The organism is Sphingomonas sp. GM_Shp_2, from assembly GCF_026540875.1.
Lineage (GTDB): Bacteria > Pseudomonadota > Alphaproteobacteria > Sphingomonadales > Sphingomonadaceae > Sphingomonas > Sphingomonas carotinifaciens.
Genome location: NZ_JALNUQ010000036.1, coordinates 1 through 16850 on the forward strand (window position 1 = coordinate 1; position 16850 = coordinate 16850).

6 protein-coding genes are annotated in these 16850 nt (G+C 71.4%); all 6 read left to right on the forward strand.

Annotated features, from left to right (window positions below):
* Window positions 1-1212 (forward strand): carboxypeptidase regulatory-like domain-containing protein (locus tag OXR08_RS12605; RefSeq protein ID WP_267350307.1); only part of this gene is annotated, 1212 nt, incomplete at its 5' end.
* 263 nt (window positions 1213-1475) lie between these two features.
* Window positions 1476-11375, forward strand: a complete 9900-nt coding sequence (locus OXR08_RS12610; RefSeq protein ID WP_267350308.1) for an Ig-like domain-containing protein — start codon at window positions 1476-1478, stop codon at window positions 11373-11375.
* 22 nt (window positions 11376-11397) lie between these two features.
* On the forward strand, window positions 11398-12618 hold the full coding sequence (locus OXR08_RS12615; RefSeq protein ID WP_267350309.1) for a TolC family protein: 1221 nt from the start codon (window positions 11398-11400) through the stop codon (window positions 12616-12618).
* Entirely contained in the window at window positions 12618-14753 is a 2136-nt protein-coding gene (locus tag OXR08_RS12620) for a type I secretion system permease/ATPase (protein WP_267350310.1), read from the forward strand. Before OXR08_RS12615 ends, OXR08_RS12620 begins: the two co-directional genes overlap by 1 nt.
* Window positions 14746-15927 carry an HlyD family efflux transporter periplasmic adaptor subunit gene (locus OXR08_RS12625; RefSeq protein ID WP_267350312.1) on the forward strand — a complete coding sequence of 394 codons (1182 nt, stop codon included), beginning with the start codon at window positions 14746-14748 and terminating at the stop codon, window positions 15925-15927. Before OXR08_RS12620 ends, OXR08_RS12625 begins: the two co-directional genes overlap by 8 nt.
* A gap of 13 nt (window positions 15928-15940) precedes the next feature.
* Window positions 15941-16840 (forward strand): 2-hydroxyacid dehydrogenase, encoded by a 900-nt coding sequence (locus OXR08_RS12630; protein WP_267350313.1) that lies wholly within the window; start codon window positions 15941-15943, stop codon window positions 16838-16840.
* Window positions 16841-16850: the final 10 nt, after the last annotated feature.

Here is a 16850-nt window from a genome sequence, read left to right on the forward strand (position 1 = left end):
ATCGATCCGGCGGGGCGGGTGGTGGACCGGCAGACGCCGGACGCGCGTGGCGAGGCGGTGCTGTCGGGTACGGCGCGGACGGCCGGGGCGGTGCTGTTCACCGTCAAACTGGGCACCATCGACACGGTGACGGTGCCGCTGTGGACGCGTGCGCCGGCCGTGGTGCGGCTGTTGATCCTGAGCGGCGCACCGGGGCCTGAAATCAAGGCGTTGCGGCGCTGGGCGACGGATGCCGGGCTGGCGGTGGAGGTGCGGGCGGCGCTTGGCGGCGACGCTACGCTCGGCGGTGCGGTGCGGGTCGAGCCGGGCGCGTTGGCCCGGACCGATATCCTCGTGCTGGACGACCGCGCCTGGACCATGCTGGGCAGCGATGGACGCAGCGTGGTGCGCGCGGCGCTGCGTGGCGGCATGGGACTGGTGCTGCGCGCAACCGGGCCGTTGCCGCCGGCAGTGCGCCAGGATTGGCGGACGTTCGGGTTCGGATTCCAAGGCGACGGCGCGGACCATGTGGTTTCCCTGCCACCCGCCGCGCCCGACGATGCCGCGCTGGCGGCGCGGCGGGGGCCGGGAAGCGCCGACGTGCCGCTGGCCTTTGCCGGTGATCGCGCTGCAGTGCCCGAACTGACGCGCACGGGATACGGCGTGACGGGCGCGACGATCATGCGCGACAAGGGGGGCGCGATGCTGTCCGCATGGCGGCCGGCCGGACAGGGACGGGTCGCGCTGACCCTGGTGCAGGACAGTTTCGCGCTGACGACCAGCGGGCATGGCGATCGTTATGCCGAGTGGTGGAGTGCGCTGCTGTCGGCGGTGGCACGGCCGGGCGACGGGGCTCCGCCGAGCATATCGGACCGGCCACGCGCGGGGGTGCGGGCCGTGGCATGCGGGGTGAAGGCGGGCGACCGTTTAATTACGCCAAGGGCACGGGCCGTGGAATTGCAACCGGAACGGGGCTGTGCCGCCTTCTGGCCGCGGGTGGCGGGCTGGTACCGGCTGGGTGAACGGCCGGTGCATGTCGGTGCCGCCGATGCCGATCCGGCGATGCAGGCGCGCGAACGGCGGGACGCGACACTGCGGCTCGTTCGCGGCGAATCCGCACTTTTGCAAGCAACGCCGTCGCATATCTGGCAAAGTCGATGGTTCTGGCTGGCGGCGTGGATGATCGCAGCGGCCAGCACATGGTGGTTCGAACGCCGCCGCAAGCAACACTGAGCAGCGTCCAAATAACCACCACAACGTGTTGTTTCAAAACGGTTTTGATAGTCGAAATTCGTCCTCTTTTAACGCAGCGTTAACTATTGAGGCGGCGTTCTGGGTGCCTGACGCGGGTGAAAGTGCCCGCGTTTCGAAGGGGATGAGGATGACGCGATCCGCGACATGTCCGGCGTTTTCGCATCGGCGCCACCGCGCCGTGTGACCATGCCGGGCGCGTATCGCCCACCACCTTTCGGGGGGAGCCGAAGAGGAGGATTTCCATGAGCATCCAGGCCAAGATCACGCCCGCCAACACGCCCGTTTCCACCGGGGCGGAGCAGACCGTCACCGGATCCGTCACCGTTCAGCCGGGCGACAATGTCGCGCTGGCGGTGAATGCGCAGGATGTCGCCAGCCTGACGCGCGATGGCGCCGACCTGGTGCTGACGCTGAAGGACGGGCAGACGGTACGCGTCGTCAACTTCTACGCCGCAGCGGACAAGCCGAGCCACCTGTATCTGCTGGACGGAGAGCAGGAGCTGGTGCTGGCCGAACTGTCCCCCGCGGCGGCGGACGGCACGGTGGCGGCGGCCTATGTCCCGCAGGGCGTGGCGGCGGATTTTGCCAGCCTGGGTGCGGCGGGCGCAGCGGCGGCCGGTGGCGGCGGTGGCCTGGGGATCGCGGGCATATTGGGTGGATTGGCGCTGGCCGGCGGCGGCATCGCCGCGCTGAGCAGCGGCGGGGATGATGACGATCGTGGCGGCAGCACGCCGCCCCCGCCGGTCGCCGACACGACGCCGCCGACCGCCGCGACGGGGTTGAGCTTCAACGCGGCCGGTACGCAGTTGACCGGGCAGGCCGAGGCGGGCGCGACGGTGCTGATCGACGTCAATGCCGATGGCACGGCGGATTTCACCGTGACGGCAGGCGCCGATGGCCGCTTTACCGCGACCCTGTCGCCGGCGGTGGCCGACGGGCGGACGGTCAGCGTGACGGTGCGCGACACGGCGGGCAATGTCGGTCCGGCGGCAACGGTCGCCTCGCCCGATACGACGCCGCCTGCCTCTGCCCAGGGGGTGACGCTGTCGCCGGACGGCACGACGGTGACCGGGACCACGGAGCCGGGCGCGACGGTGCAGATCGACATCGATGGCGACGGCATTCCGGACATCACCGGCGTGGCGGGCACCGATGGCCGCTTCATCATCGACCTGCCGACGCCGCTGACCGATGGCGAGATGGTGATGGTCACGGTGCAGGATCCGGCCGGCAATGTCGCGCCACCGGTGATGGTCGCCGCACCCGACGTGACCGCGCCCGAGCCGGCGACCGGGCTGGTGATCGCGGACGGCGGAACGAGCGTGTCGGGCCAGGCGGAGCCGGATGCCATCGTGTCGGTCGACACCAATGGTGACGGCGTTGCGGACGCGACCGGCACGGCCGGGCCGGACGGCACGTTCGTGATCCCGCTGGTGCCGGCGCTGACCAATGGCGAGACGGTGACGGTGACGGTGACCGATGCGGCGGGCAATGTCGGCGCGCCGGCCACGGTGGTCGCGGCCGACACGACCGCGCCGGCGGCGGCGACCGGGCTGGTGATCGCCGAGGGTGGCACCAGCATCTCCGGCTCTGCCGAGGCGGGCGCCGCGGTGTCGGTCGACACCAATGGCGACGGGGCTGCGGATGCGACGGGCACGGTGGGTGCGGACGGGACGTTCGTGATCGCACTGGTGCCGGCGTTGACCAATGGTGAGACGGTGACCGTGACGGTGACCGATGCCGCGGGCAATCTCGGCGCGCCGGCCACGGTGGTCGCGGCCGATACGACCGCACCGGCGGCGGCGACCGGGCTGGTGATCGCCGAGGGTGGTGCCAGCATCTCCGGCTCTGCCGAGGCGGGCGCCGCGGTGTCGGTCGACACCAATGGCGACGGGGTTGCGGATGCGACGGGCACGGTCGGTGCGGACGGGACGTTCGTGATCGCACTGGTGCCGGCGCTGACCAATGGCGAGACGGTGACGGTGACGGTGACCGATACCGCGGGCAATCTCGGCGCGCCGGCCACGGTGGTCGCGGCCGACACGACTGCCCCGGCGGCAGCGACCGGACTGGTGATCGCGGCGGACGGGGCGAGCCTTTCGGGCGTGGCCGAGGCGGGTGCGACCGTCGGGATCGACATCGATGGCGACGGCGTGGCCGATCGTACCGCTGTTGCGGCGAATGACGGCAGCTTTACCGTGCCGCTGTCGCCGGCGCTGCTCGATGCGCAGGTGGTGAGCGTGGTGGTGACCGACGCGGCGGGCAACAGCAGCGTGCCGGCAACCGTCACCGCGCCCGATACCATCGCGATCCCGCCGGCACCGACGATCGACCCGACCAACGGCACGGTGGTGACGGGCACGTCGCAGCCGGGCTATGCGATCCTGATCCTGGTGGACGAGACGGGCGCGACGATCGGCACCGCGCCGGTGCGGGCTGATGGCACGTGGAGCCTGACGCCGGCGACACCGCTGGCGGATGGCACGGTGGTGCGCGCCTATGCCACCAACGGGCAGGGCGAGCGCGGGCCGGCGGCGGCGGTGGTCGTCGACGCGGTGGCGCCCGATGTGCCGACGGTGGCGGTGAGCGACGGCACGGCCTTTGCGGGCACGGCCGAGGCGGGGGCGACGATCACGCTGAGCGATGCCGCCGGTACGGTGATCGGCACGACGACGGCCGGCGCGGATGGCGCCTGGGCGCTGACCCCGGCGGCGCCGGTCGGCAACGGCGTGGCGGTCAGCGTGGTGGCGCGCGATGCCTCTGGCAATGTCAGCGCGCCGGCCGGCGTGACGGTGGATGCGGCGGCGCCGGCAGCGCCGGTGGTCGCGCCGAGCAACGGCACGGTGCTGACCGGCACGGCCGAGATCGGCAGCACGGTGGTGGCAACCGGGCCGGACGGCACGGTGATCGGCAGCGACGTGGTCGGGGCGGACGGGCAATGGTCGGTGGTGCCGGCGGCACCGCTGGCCGATGGGACGACGGTGCGGGTCGAGGCCCGCGACGCGGCGGGCAATGTCAGCGACGCCGGCACGGGGACGGTGGATGCGGTCGCGCCGGGTGCACCGGTGACGGTGCCGAGCAACGGCACCGTCGTGTCCGGTACCGCCGAGCCGGGAGCCACGGTGACGCTGACCACGCGTGACGGGGCGGTGATCGGAACGGGAACGGCGGGTGCGGATGGCGGCTTTGCCGTCACGCCGACCGTGCCGCTGGCCGATGGGACGATCGTGCTGGTCGCGGCCAGCGATGCGGCCGGCAATGCCGGGCCGGCAAGCGCGGTGCGCGTCGATGCGGCGGCCCCGGTCGCACCGGTGCTCGACCCGACGAATGGCACGGCGATCACCGGCACCGCGGAGGCGGGTGCCACGGTCAGCGTGACCGATGGCACGGGCGCTTCGCTGGGCCAGGTGGTGGCGGGCGCCGATGGCAGCTTCGCGATCACGCCGGCCGCGCCGATCGGCGACGGCGCGGTGCTGACGGTCGTGGCGACCGATGCGGCGGGCAATGCCGGGCCGGCCGCGGTGGTGACGGTGGATGCGGTGCCGCCGGCGGTGCCGGTGCTGGAGCCGAGCAATGGCGCCGTGCTGAGCGGCACCGCCGAGCCGGGCAGCAGCGTGACGCTGAGCGCCGGCGGTGTGGCGTTGGGCCAGGTCACGGCCGATGACGATGGCAATTTCCAGCTGGTGGTGACGCCCCCGGTCGCGGACGACGCGGTGGTGAGCGTGGTCGCCACCGATGCGGCGGGCAATGCCAGCGCGCCGGCCACGCTGGTGATCGACGCCAGCCTGCCCTCCACCCCGGTGATCGCGCCGACGAACGGCACGGTGGTCACCGGTACGGCGGATGCGGGCACCACGGTGACGGTGACCGATGCGGCGGGTGCGACGATCGGCAGCACGGTGGTGGATGCGAGCGGCACGTGGAGCGTGACGCCGGCGGCACCGCTGGGCGACGGCACGGGCCTCAGCGCGGTGGCGACGAACGGCGTGGGCAGCGTCAGCGGCATCGGCCGGGCGACGGTGGACGCGGTGGCGCCGGATGCGCCGGTGCTGGCGCCGAGCGACGGCACGGTGGTGGCCGGGCTGGCCGAGGCGGGTGCGGCGATCAGCGTGCGTGACGCGGCGGGTGTCGAGATCGGCACCGGCGTGGCGGATGGCACGGGAGCCTTCAGCGTGACGCTGGCGGCGCCGCTGGCGGATGGCGCGGCTGTGGTCGTGGTGGCGACGGATGCCGCGGGCAATGCCAGTGCGCCAGGCGGCGTGACGGTGGATGCCGTGGCGCCGGGCGTGCCGGTGATCGATGCCGGCAACGGTGTGGTCGTGACCGGCAGTGCCGAGGCGGGTGCGCTGGTGACGCTGACCGATGCGGCCGGCACGGTGCTGGGCAGCGCGGTGGTGCAGGCCGATGGCCGGTGGCAGATCGCGCCGGGGGTGCCGCTGGGTGACGGCGCGGTGGTGAATGCGGTGGCGACCGATGCGGCCGGCAATGCGAGCGCGCCGGCGACGGCGGTGATCGATGCGGTGGCACCGGGCGCGCCGGTGATCGCCCAGAGCAACGCGGCGGTGGTCGCGGGTACGGCCGAGGCGGGCGCCACGGTGGTGGTGAGCGCGGGTGGCGCGGTGATCGGGCAGACGGTGGCGGCGGCCGATGGGTCGTGGTCGGTGGCAGCGACGCTGGGCGATGGCACGGTGGTGCGCGCGGTGGCGATCGATGCGGCGGGCAACCGCAGCACGCCGGCGGCCGCGACGGTCGACGCGGTCGCGCCGGGCGTGACGATCGCGCCGAGTGCGGGCGTGACCTTTGCCGGGGTGACCGAGGCGGGGGCCAGCGTGACGGTGACCGCGGCAGGCGGCGCGGTGCTGGGCACGGTGGCCGCCGGGGCGGATGGTCGGTGGGTGTTGAGCGCGGGCGCGGCGGTGGCGGACGGTACGGCGGTGAGCGCGGTGGCGACCGATGCGGCGGGCAATGCGAGCGCACCGGCGTCGACGGTGGTGGACGCGGTGGCGCCGGGGGCACCGGTGATCGCGCCGAGCACGGGTGCGGTGCTGACCGGTACCGCCGAGGCGGGATCGCTGGTCACGGTGCTGGGTGCGGCGGGTGCGACGATCGGCACGGTGCAGGCCGGCGCCGATGGCCGCTGGCGGATCGTGCCGGGTACGCCGGTGGCGGACGGCACGGTGCTGAGTGCGACCGCAACCGATGCCGCGGGCAATGTCAGCGCGGCCGGGCAGGGCATCGTCGATGCGACCGTGCCGGTCACGCCGGTGATCGACCCGAGCGCGGGTGCGATCGTGACCGGCACCGCGGAGGCGGGCACCACGCTGGTGCTGACCGACGGCGCCACCGGTGCGGTGATCGGCAGCGTCGTGGTGGGCGCCGATGGCCGGTGGAGCATCACGCCGGGCACGACGCTGGCCAACGGTACGCCGCTGGCGGCGGTATCGACGGATGCTGCGGGCAATCCCAGCGTGGCGGGCGTGAACATCGTCGACTCGGTCGCGCCCGATGCGCCGGTGGTCGCGCCCAGCAACGGCAGCGTGCTGGCTGGCACGGCCGAGGCGGGTGCGACGATCACGATCAGCGACGTGAACGGCGTCATCGCGACCACGGTCACCGATGCGGGCGGCGCCTGGGCGGTGACGCCGGGGGTGGTCCCGGGCGACGGCACCGCGCTGTCGATCACGGCGCGCGACGCGGCGGGCAATGTCAGCACACCGACCACCATCGTGATCGACGCGGTTGCGCCGGCCGCGCCGGTGATCGATCCCTCCAACGGACAGACGATCGCCGGCAGCGCCGAGATCGGCGCGACCGTCGCGGTGACCGATGCCGCGGGTAATCCGATCGGCAGCGCGGTGGTGGGCGCCGATGGGCGCTGGGTGGTGACGCCGGGCGCGCCGCTGGCCGATGGCACGGGCATCGTGGCGACCGTCAGCGACGCGGCGGGCAACACCAGCGGCCCGGCAGGCGTGACGGTGGATGCCATCGCCCCTGCGGTGCCGGCGGTGAACCCGAGCAACGGCGCGATCCTGACGGGCACCGCCGAGCCGCTGTCGAGCGTCGTCCTGACCGATGGCGCGGGCGGCGCGATCGGTACCGCGACCGTCGATGCCGACGGCAACTGGCAGTTCGGCCCGATCCCGGCGCTGGCGGACGGCACCCAGGTGCGCGCGGTCGCGGTCGACGCGGCCGGCAATAGCAGCGGGGCGGCGACGGTGACGGTCGACGCGGTCGCACCGAACGTGCCCACGGTGGTGGCGGGCAACGGCACGCTGCTGACCGGTACGGGCGAACTGGGTGCGACGATCACGCTGAGCGAGCAGGGCGGGGCCCCGATCGGCACCACGGTCGTAGGGACGGACGGAAGCTGGTCGTTCCGGCCCACCACGCCGCTGGTCGATGGCACGGTGGTCAATGCCGTCGCCAGCGATGCGGCGGGCAATGCCAGCGGGCCGGCGAGTTCGGTGGTGGATGCGGTGGCGCCGCCGCTACCCGATATCGATCCGAGCCGCGGCGTGGCGATCACCGGCACGGCAGAGGCCGGCGCGACGGTGGAATTGCGCGACGCGAACGGTGCGCTGATCGACCGGGTGACGGTGGACGGCAACGGCAACTGGACGTCGACGCCGGCAACGCCGCTGCCCGACGGGCAGGTGGTGCGCGCGGTGGCGATCGATGCCGCGGGCAACATCAGCGACGTCGCCAGCGTGACGATCGACGCCGTGGCGCCGCCGGCACCGGTGATCGACCCGACGCGCGGCACGATCGTGACGGGACGTGGCGAGCCGGGTACGGTGGTCACCGTCGTGGACGGCGGCGGTACGCCGGTCGGCACCGCGACCGTGCAGGCGGACGGATCATGGGCCCTGGCGCCGGCCGCGACACTGGCCAATGGCACGACGCTGAGCGCGACGGCGCGGGATATCGCGGGCAATGTCAGTGATGCCGGCCTGGGCGTGGTCGATCAGATCGCACCCGACGCGCCGATCATTGCAGCGACCAACGGCGTCAGCGTGACCGGAACGGCAGAGGTGGGCGCGCTGGTGTCGCTGACCGATGCGCAAGGACAGCCGATCGGCACGCCGGTAACGGCGGACATCAATGGCCGCTGGACGGTGACGCCAGCCCAGCCGCTGGCCGATGGCACGGTGGTGGTGGCCCGTGCGACCGATGCGGCGGGCAATGTCAGCGGGCCGGCGGGCGTGCTGGTCGATGCCCTGCCGCCAGCGACGCCGACCATCGATCCGAGCAATGCGACCACCATCCGTGGCAGCGGCGAGATCGGATCGATCGTGACCGTCACCGCCGGTGGCGTGCCGGTCGGTACGGCGACGGTGGGCGCGGATGGCCGCTGGACGCTGACCGCGACCACGTCGCTGGCCGACCTGACCACGATCGAGGCAAGCGCGCGTGACGCGGTCGGCAATGTCAGCGGTATCGCGACCGGCGTGATCGACGCCGCCGCGCCGTCAGCGCCGAGCGTCAATCCGAGCAACGGCACCGTGGTGTCCGGCATCGCGGAAGCGGGGGCCACCGTCACCATCACGCTGGGCGGTGTGCCGGTGGCAACGGCGGTCGCCGATGCCAATGGCGCCTACAGCGCGCGGCCGACGACGCCGATCGGCAACGGCCTGGCGGTCGCGGTGACCGCGACCGATGCGGCGGGCAATGTCAGCGGCCCCGGCAGCGTGACGATCGACGCATCGTTGCCGGCGACACCGACGATCGCGCCGACCAATGGCGTGACCATCACCGGCACCGCCGATGTCGGCACACTGGTGACGGTAAGTGCGAACGGGACCGTGCTGGGCACGGTGCAGACCGATGCTACGGGCGCGTGGACGCTGTCCACCGGCGCGCCCCTGCCCGATGGCACTTCGCTCAGCGCGGTGGCGACCAATGCGGCCAACACGCCGAGCGGTACGGGCCTGGGCATCGTCGATGCACTGGCGCCGGCCGTGCCGGACATCGCCCCGAGCAATGGCACCGTCCTGTCCGGCACGACCGAGGCGGGGGCGCTGGTGACGCTGACCGTGGGCGGGGTGCCGCTGGGCACGACGACCGCCGGAGCCGATGGTCGCTGGCAGTTCACGCCGGGTACGGCGCCGGCGAACGGTGCGGTGGTGTCCGTCACCGCGACCGATGCGGCGGGCAATACCGGCGCGGCGGCGAGCGTGACGATCGATGCCCTGCCGCCCGGCGTGCCGACGATCCGGCCGAGCAACGGCACGGCCCTGATCGGGACCGCCGAGGCGGGATCGACGGTGACGTTGACGGCGGGCGGTGCGCCCCTTGCCACCGTCGTGGCCGACAGCGCCGGCAACTGGCGGTTCGTACCGGGCACCGCACTGGCCAATGGCGTCGCGGTCACCGCGCAGGCGCAGGATGCGGCGGGCAATATCGGCCCGGTCGCCACCGCGCTGGTCGACAGCGTGGCGCCGGCAGTCCCGACCGGTCTGGCGATTTCGGCGGGCGGTACCGTGCTGAGCGGCCTCGCCGAGCCGGGTGCGCAAGTGCAGGTGACCGTGCGCGGATCGACCACGCCGATCATCGCGCCAGTGGCGGCAGACGGCACGTTCAGCGTGACGCTGCCGGTGCCGCTGGTCGACGGGCAGTTGGTGAGCGTGGTGGCGATCGATGCCGCACAGAATGTCGGCAACCCGGCGACCGTCATCGCGCCCGATCTGGGCGTGCCGGTGGTGAGCGTGATCGAGGCGGCCGACGGCTTCGTCAACAATGTCGAAGCGCGCAGCGGCGGCGGCATCCAGGTGGCGGTGGGGCTGACCCCCGGCGCGACCGCGGGTGACACGGTGCTGGTCACCCTGACCTCGCAGAACGGCTATGTCGTGCAGACGACCGCGACGCTGACCGCCGCGGACGTGGCGGCGCGATCGGTGGGCGTGACGGTGCCGGTGATCGGCAACGCAGCGGACGGCCCGGCGCAGGTGACCGCGCAGATCGACGGCGGGCTGGTGTCGCCACCGGCGACGTTCGTGATCGACACGATCGCGCCGCAGACGCCGGTGCTGTCGCTGGTCGGCAACCTGCTGAGCGTATCGGGCGAGCCCAATTCGATCGTGACCGTCGACGTGTCCGCGCTGGGCACGACGGCGACCGCGACGGTGCAGCTCGACAATCGCGGCCTGGGGTCGCTGGACCTGATCGGCGGCCTGAACGTCGGCCTGTCGCTGGCGGACCTGCTGGACGCGTCGGTGAGTGCACGTGCCACCGACCGGGCGGGCAATGTCAGCAACATTGCCGCACTGGGGCTGGAAGACGCGCTGACCGGCGATCTGCTGACGGTCGGTGGCATCCGGCTGAACACGTCGCTGATCCCGCTGTCCATCGGCCTGGTCGCGCAGACCGAGCCGGGGACGACCGTCCGGCTGGAGGTGGTCACGCCGGCGGCGACGGTGCGGCTGGCGCCGCCGGTCGATGCGAACGGCAATTTCGGGTTGAACCTGCTCGACCTGAACCTGCTGGGGCAATTGGGGCTGAGCGTCTTCGGACTGCTGAACCTGGGTGCCGGCCTGTCGGTCAACATCATCGCCACCGATCAGTTCGGCAACGACAGTGCGCGCTACGGCGTGTCGCTGCTCGGCAACGGATCGCTGCTCAGCCTGGGTGAGATCTCGGTGAACGGGACGGACGGGTCCGACGTGCTGACCGGCGTGACGGGCACCAGCGAGGTCTTCTACGGCGGTGCCGGGGCGGACCTGATCCTGGGCGTGAACACCGGCGATACGGTGTTCGCCGGGGCCGGTGACGATTCGATCCAGCTCACCGCCACCAACTTCCGCTCGGTGGATGGCGGGGCCGGGTTCGACACGCTGTTGCTGAGCAATGGCATCGACCTGGACTATGGGCCCGGGACATCGGGCACGATCGCCAATATCGAGCGGATCGACCTGGGGCATGGCGACGGATCCAGCGTGCTGACGCTGACCGCGGCCGAGGTGAACGCGGTGACCAGCACCGGCAACACCCTGCAGATCACCGGCGATGCCGAGGATCGGCTGGTGATGCGCGGGGCGACGGATACGGGCACCGACGTGACGATCCAGGGGACGGTGTACGACGTCTACAGCTTCAACGGCACGACACTGCATGTCGAACAGAACACCGTCACCGTCGTTGTGTAAGCGCCGTGGATGGGCAGCCGCCATGCTGCCCATCCTGTTGTCGCCGCTCTGGATCATGCCCGCCGACGCCCGCACGCTGGCGGAGGCGGTGCGCATGGGACTGGCGATCAGCCCGGAGGTCAAGGCTGCGCGGGCCAGCGAGGCGGCGGCCGAAACCGATGTGCGGATCGCCAAAAGCGGCTATCTGCCCTCGGTATCGGTATCCGGCGGGCCGCAATCGTTCGACCTGGACGGGCTGGGCTATGAAGTGACGGCCGCGCAGGCGCTGCACGACTGGGGCCGGGTGCGCAGCAGCGTCGATCGGGCCAAGGCGCAGCAGGGCCGGCTGGGCGAGCAGGCGCTGGTGCGGCGCGACGAGATCGCGCTGGATATCGCCGAAGCCTATTGCGACATCCTGGTCACCGAGCGGCAGGTCGCCAATGTCGAGGCGTTCATCGCGGCCCTGAGCGGCATCGAGGCGATGACGGCGGCGCGGTTCGAGGGGCATTTCGCCGACCGGTCCGAGCCGGAACGAGTGCGGCTGGAACTGGCACGGGCGCGCGAGCAGCTGGCGATCGAGCAGGGAACGCTGGTCGATGCGCGCAACCGGTATCGCCTGCTGGTGGGCGAGGAGGCGGCCGATCTGGCCGAGCCGCGGCCGATGGCGTTTACCGAGCATATCGCGGCCAAGGACCTGGGCGAGCTGATCGCGGATTCGCCGCTTTATCGCAGCGCAGTGGCGGATACGCGTACCGCGGAGGCGGACCTGCGCGGGGCAAAGGCGCAGTTGCTGCCGCAGATCAACGCCGAGGCGACGACGCTGCGCCGGCCGATTGGCGGCATCGCGCGGTCCGACACGATCGTCGGCATCCGTTTCCGCATGTCGACGATGCAGGGCTTTTCCGCCTTCCTGCGGCCGCAAGGCGAGGCGCAGCGGGTGCAGGCGGCGATCCTGAACCAGGGGGCGGTGGACCGTCAGCAGCGTCGCGAGGTGCGCACCCTGATCGACAATGCCGCGATGATGGCGGCGCGCGAACAGGCGTTGCAGACGCAGGTCGGAACGGCGGACGCGGTGGGTCAGACCTATCTCGACCAGTTCACCGTCGGGCGCCGCGACCTGATCGACATCCTCAACACGCGGCGCGAGCAGTTCGAGGCGCAGCGGCAATTGACCAACATCCATATCGACCGGCTGCGCGTGCAGTTTCGCGCCGCGGCCCGGCTGGGCCTGATCGGGCCGTTGATCGAAGGGGGGCTATCCTGATGGCGACCGCACTTTCGCTGGTGCCGGACGTGCCGCCGGCGCCGCCGGCCGATCCGCTGCGCGAGGGGCTGGTGCTGCTGGCGCAATTGCTGGGCCGGCCGACGAGCGTGGCGGAGTTGGGCGACGGCCTGCCGCTGAAGGACGGGCGGTTGCCGATCGCGATGGCGCCGCGTGCGCTGCGCCGGGTCGATGTCGCGGGCAGGGTGGCGGACTTCCGGCTGGCCGATCTGGATGCGATGCTGCTGCCCGCGCTCCTGGTGCTGACGGGCGGCGAGACGGTGGTGGCGACCGGGCTCGGCGACGGCACGATCGACCTGGTGTCGCCCGCCACCGGCGGCGGCGCGCAGACGCTGGCGATCGCCGAGGTGCAGGCGCGGTATTCGGGCACCGCCGTGTTCGCCAAGCCGCGGTACCGGCCGGACGGCCGCGCGCTGCGGCATCACGTGGCCGCCGGGGAACACTGGTTCTTCGGGACGCTGAAACGGCTGCGGCGCGATTATGCCGAGGTGGCACTGGCGGCGATGACCGCGAACCTGCTGGCGATCGGGTCGGCGCTGTTCGCGATGCAGGTCTATGACCGGGTGGTGCCCAATGCGGCGTTCGATACGCTGTGGATTTTGGCGAGCGGCGTCGGCCTTGCGATTGTGCTGGAAAGCCTGCTCCGGGTGATGCGCGCGCACCTGCTCGACACGATGGGCAAGCGGCTGGACCTGAAGCTGTCGTCGCAGCTTTTCGCGCGGGTGCTGGACACGCGGCTGGCCGCCAAGCCGCCGTCGCTGGGGGCGTTCAGCACGCAGATCCGCGAGTTCGAGAGCGTGCGCGAGTTCTTCACCTCGACCAGTGCGGCGATCATCAGCGACCTGCCGTTCGTGCTGATCTTCCTGGGGCTGATTGCGCTGATTGGCGGGCCGATCGTGTGGGTGCCGGTGGCGGCGGTGGTGTTGATCCTGTTGCCGGGGCTGGCGACGCAGAAGCGGCTGGGGGACCTGTCGCGGCGGAACTTGCGGGAAGGGGCGGTCAAGAACGCCATCCTGCTGGAATCGATCGAGCATCTGGAGACGGTGAAGGCGGGGCGCGGCGAGGGGCGGGCGCTCCATCAGTGGGAAACGCTGACCGCGGAGCTGGCGGGGAGTTCGGCGCGGACGAGCCTGTTGGCGACCGGACTGGCCTATAGCGCATCGATGGTGCAGCAGCTCGGCTATGTCGGGGTGGTGGTGTTCGGGGTATACCGGATCAGTACCGGCGAGATGTCGATGGGCGCGCTGGTCGCCTGTTCGATCCTGGCGTCGCGCGGCATCGCGCCGATGTCGCAAGCCGCCGGCATGCTGGGACGGTGGCAGCATATCCGAGTGGCGATGGAGGGGCTGGACCAGTTGATGGCGGCCCCCGCCGAACGCCCCGCGGCCAAGGTCTTCGTCGCGCACGAGCGTACCGAAGGCGCGTACCGGCTGGAGGAGGTGCGCCTGCAGCATGGCGACGGGCCGCTGGTGGTCGATGTCGCCGCGCTGAGCATCGGGGCGGGCGAGCGCGTCGCGCTGCTGGGTGGCAACGGCGCGGGCAAGTCATCGCTGCTGCGGCTGTTGTCGGGGTTCGGCGATGCCAGCGGCGGCCGCATCCTGCTGGACGAGGTGGCGATCGGCGCGATCGATCCGGGCGACCGGCGGCGGGCGATCGGATATCTGCCACAGGACGTGGCACTGCTGCACGGAACGCTTCGCGACAACCTCAACCTTGGTGGGTTGGCGGTGAGCGATGCGGAGATGTTCGAGGCGCTGGACGCGGTAGGGCTGGGGCCGTTCGTGCGTGCGCACCCGCGCGGACTGGACATGGCGATCCAGAGCAGCGCGAGCTTTTCTGGGGGGCAGCGGCAGGCGGTGGGGCTGGCGCGGGTGCTGTTGCAGGATCCACGGGTGGTGCTGCTCGACGAGCCGACCGCGTTCTTCGACCAGGCGAATGAAATGCAGATAATTCAGTATCTTCAGCATTGGCTGGGCAACCGGACACTGGTGGTCACGACGCACAAGCGCAGCGTGCTGGATCTGGTGGCCCGCGCCGTGGTGCTGCGCCAGGGCAAGGTGGTGATGGACGGTCCGGTGGCCGGGCTGGTGTCGAAGGAGGGGACGGTTCGTGCTTAGCCTGACGCCCGCCGAGCGGATGCGGCGCGAACTGGCCGACCCGCTGTTGACCGATGTGCACCCGCGGTCGCGCATGATGCTGTGGACGGTGATCGCCTGCGTGGCGATCTTCGTCGGCTGGGCGACCTGGGCGCAGCTCGACGTGGTGACGCGCGGCGACGGGCGCGTGGTGCCCTATAGCCGCATCCAGAAGATCCAGAGCCTCGAGGGCGGCATCCTGGGCGAATTGCTGGTCAAGGAGGGCGACCTGGTCCGCGCCGGCCAGCCGCTCGTCCGGCTGGACCCGACACGGTTCGAAACATCGTTCGCCGAGTCCTCGAACCAGGCGGCGGGTTTGCGTGCATCGATCGCGCGGCTGGAGGCGGAGGTGCTGGGGCGCGGCACGGTGGCGTTTCCGACTGGAATCGAACCATCCATACAGCGGTCCGAGATGGCGCTGTTCCAGTCGCGGCGCGAGAAGCTGCGCGAAAGCGTCGCCTCGATCGGCAAGCAGATCGGCATTGCGCAGAACCAGTTGGCGCTGATCCGGCCGCTCGTCGCCAGGCAGGTGGTGAGCGAGATGGAGGCGCTGAAGCTGGGGCAGGAGATTGCGACGCTCAACGGTAAGCTGATCGAGGTGAAAAGCAGCTATGCGCAGGAAGCCTACACCGAATTGTCGCAAAGAAAGGCCGAACTGAGCCCGCTGGAGCCGATCGTGGCGCAGCGGCAGGACCAGTTGCGCCGGACGCAGATCCTGTCGCCGGTGACGGGCCGGGTGAACAAGATCCTGATCACCACGCGCGGCGGCGTGATCCAGCCGGCCGAGCCGATCATGGAGGTGGTGCCGATCGAGGATCGGTTGCTGGTGGAGGCCAAGGTGAAGCCGCGCGACGTGGCGTTCCTGGTGCCGGGCATGTCGGCCAAGGTGAAGCTGACCGCATATGACTATACCATCTACGGCGATCTGGCCGGCAGGGTGGAACAGATCAGCGCCGATACGATCGAGGAAGACACGCCGCACGGCAAGGAGCCCTATTACAAGGTGCTGATCCGCACCGACGGCAGTCAGTTGCGGCGGGGCAGCGAGGTGTTGCCGATCATTCCGGGCATGGTGGCGGAGGTGGATATCCTGAGCGGCAAGCGCAGCGTGCTGAACTACCTGCTGCGCCCCTTGTTGAAGGCGCGGCTGGTGTAGCTATGCTGGGGGTATGACCCAACGCCCCCTCGTGCTGCTGCTCGCCGATCCGGAGTCCACCGTGGGCCGGATGGTATCCAACCGTTTCGACGTGGTGCGGGAGCCCCAAGCCGAGGTGCGGGCGGTGGTGGGGACGGGCATGAGCCGCATCCCCGCTGCGTTGATCGAGGCCCTGCCGAAGCTTGGGCTGATCGCGATCAACGGCGTGGGCTATGACGGGGTCGATCTGGCCGCGGTGCGGACGCGCGGCGTGGCGGTGACGACGACGCCCGATGTGCTGACCGACGATGTCGCGGATCAGGCGATCGCGCTGATGCTGGCGGCGCAGCGACGGATCGCCGCCAACGACCGGGCGGTGCGGGAGGGGCGGTGGTCGGTGCCGCTGGCCCGGCGGGCAAGCGGGCGAACCGTGGGCATCTTCGGGCTGGGGCGGATCGGACGGGCCATTGCGGCGCGGGCGGCGCCATTTGCCGGCGAGGTGATCTATGCCAGCCGGCGGGTGCATGACGATGTGCCGTGGCGGCATGTGGTGGATATCGCGGCGCTGGCGACGGCGAGCGACGTGCTGATCCTGGCGGCGGCGGCGACAGGCGAGACCGAACGGGTGGTGGATGCCGGGGTGCTGCGTGCGCTGGGCAGTGACGGCGTGCTGGTGAATGTCGCGCGCGGGTCGCTGGTGGATGAGGCGGCGCTGGTCGATGCGCTGCGTGACGGCACGATTGCGGGGGCGGGGCTGGACGTGTTCGCCGACGAACCACATGTGCCCGAGGCATTGCTCGGGATGGATCAGGTGGTGTTGGCACCGCATCAGGCAAGCGCGACGGTGGAAACGCGGGCCGCGATGGCGGGGCTGGTGGTGGATAATCTGGAGGCGTTCTTTGCGGGGCGGCCGCTGGTGACGCCGTTGGGGTGAGTTCCGCTCA

What these genes read in the sequence shown, in the direction of transcription:
- OXR08_RS12610 (WP_267350308.1), top strand. Translation starts at nt 1,476, where the DNA reads ATGAGCATCCAGGCCAAGATCACGCCCGCCAACACGCCCGTTTCCACC.
- OXR08_RS12615 (WP_267350309.1), top strand. Translation starts at nt 11,398, where the DNA reads ATGCTGCCCATCCTGTTGTCGCCGCTCTGGATCATGCCCGCCGACGCC.
- OXR08_RS12620 (WP_267350310.1), top strand. Translation starts at nt 12,618, where the DNA reads ATGGCGACCGCACTTTCGCTGGTGCCGGACGTGCCGCCGGCGCCGCCG.
- OXR08_RS12630 (WP_267350313.1), top strand. Translation starts at nt 15,941, where the DNA reads ATGACCCAACGCCCCCTCGTGCTGCTGCTCGCCGATCCGGAGTCCACC.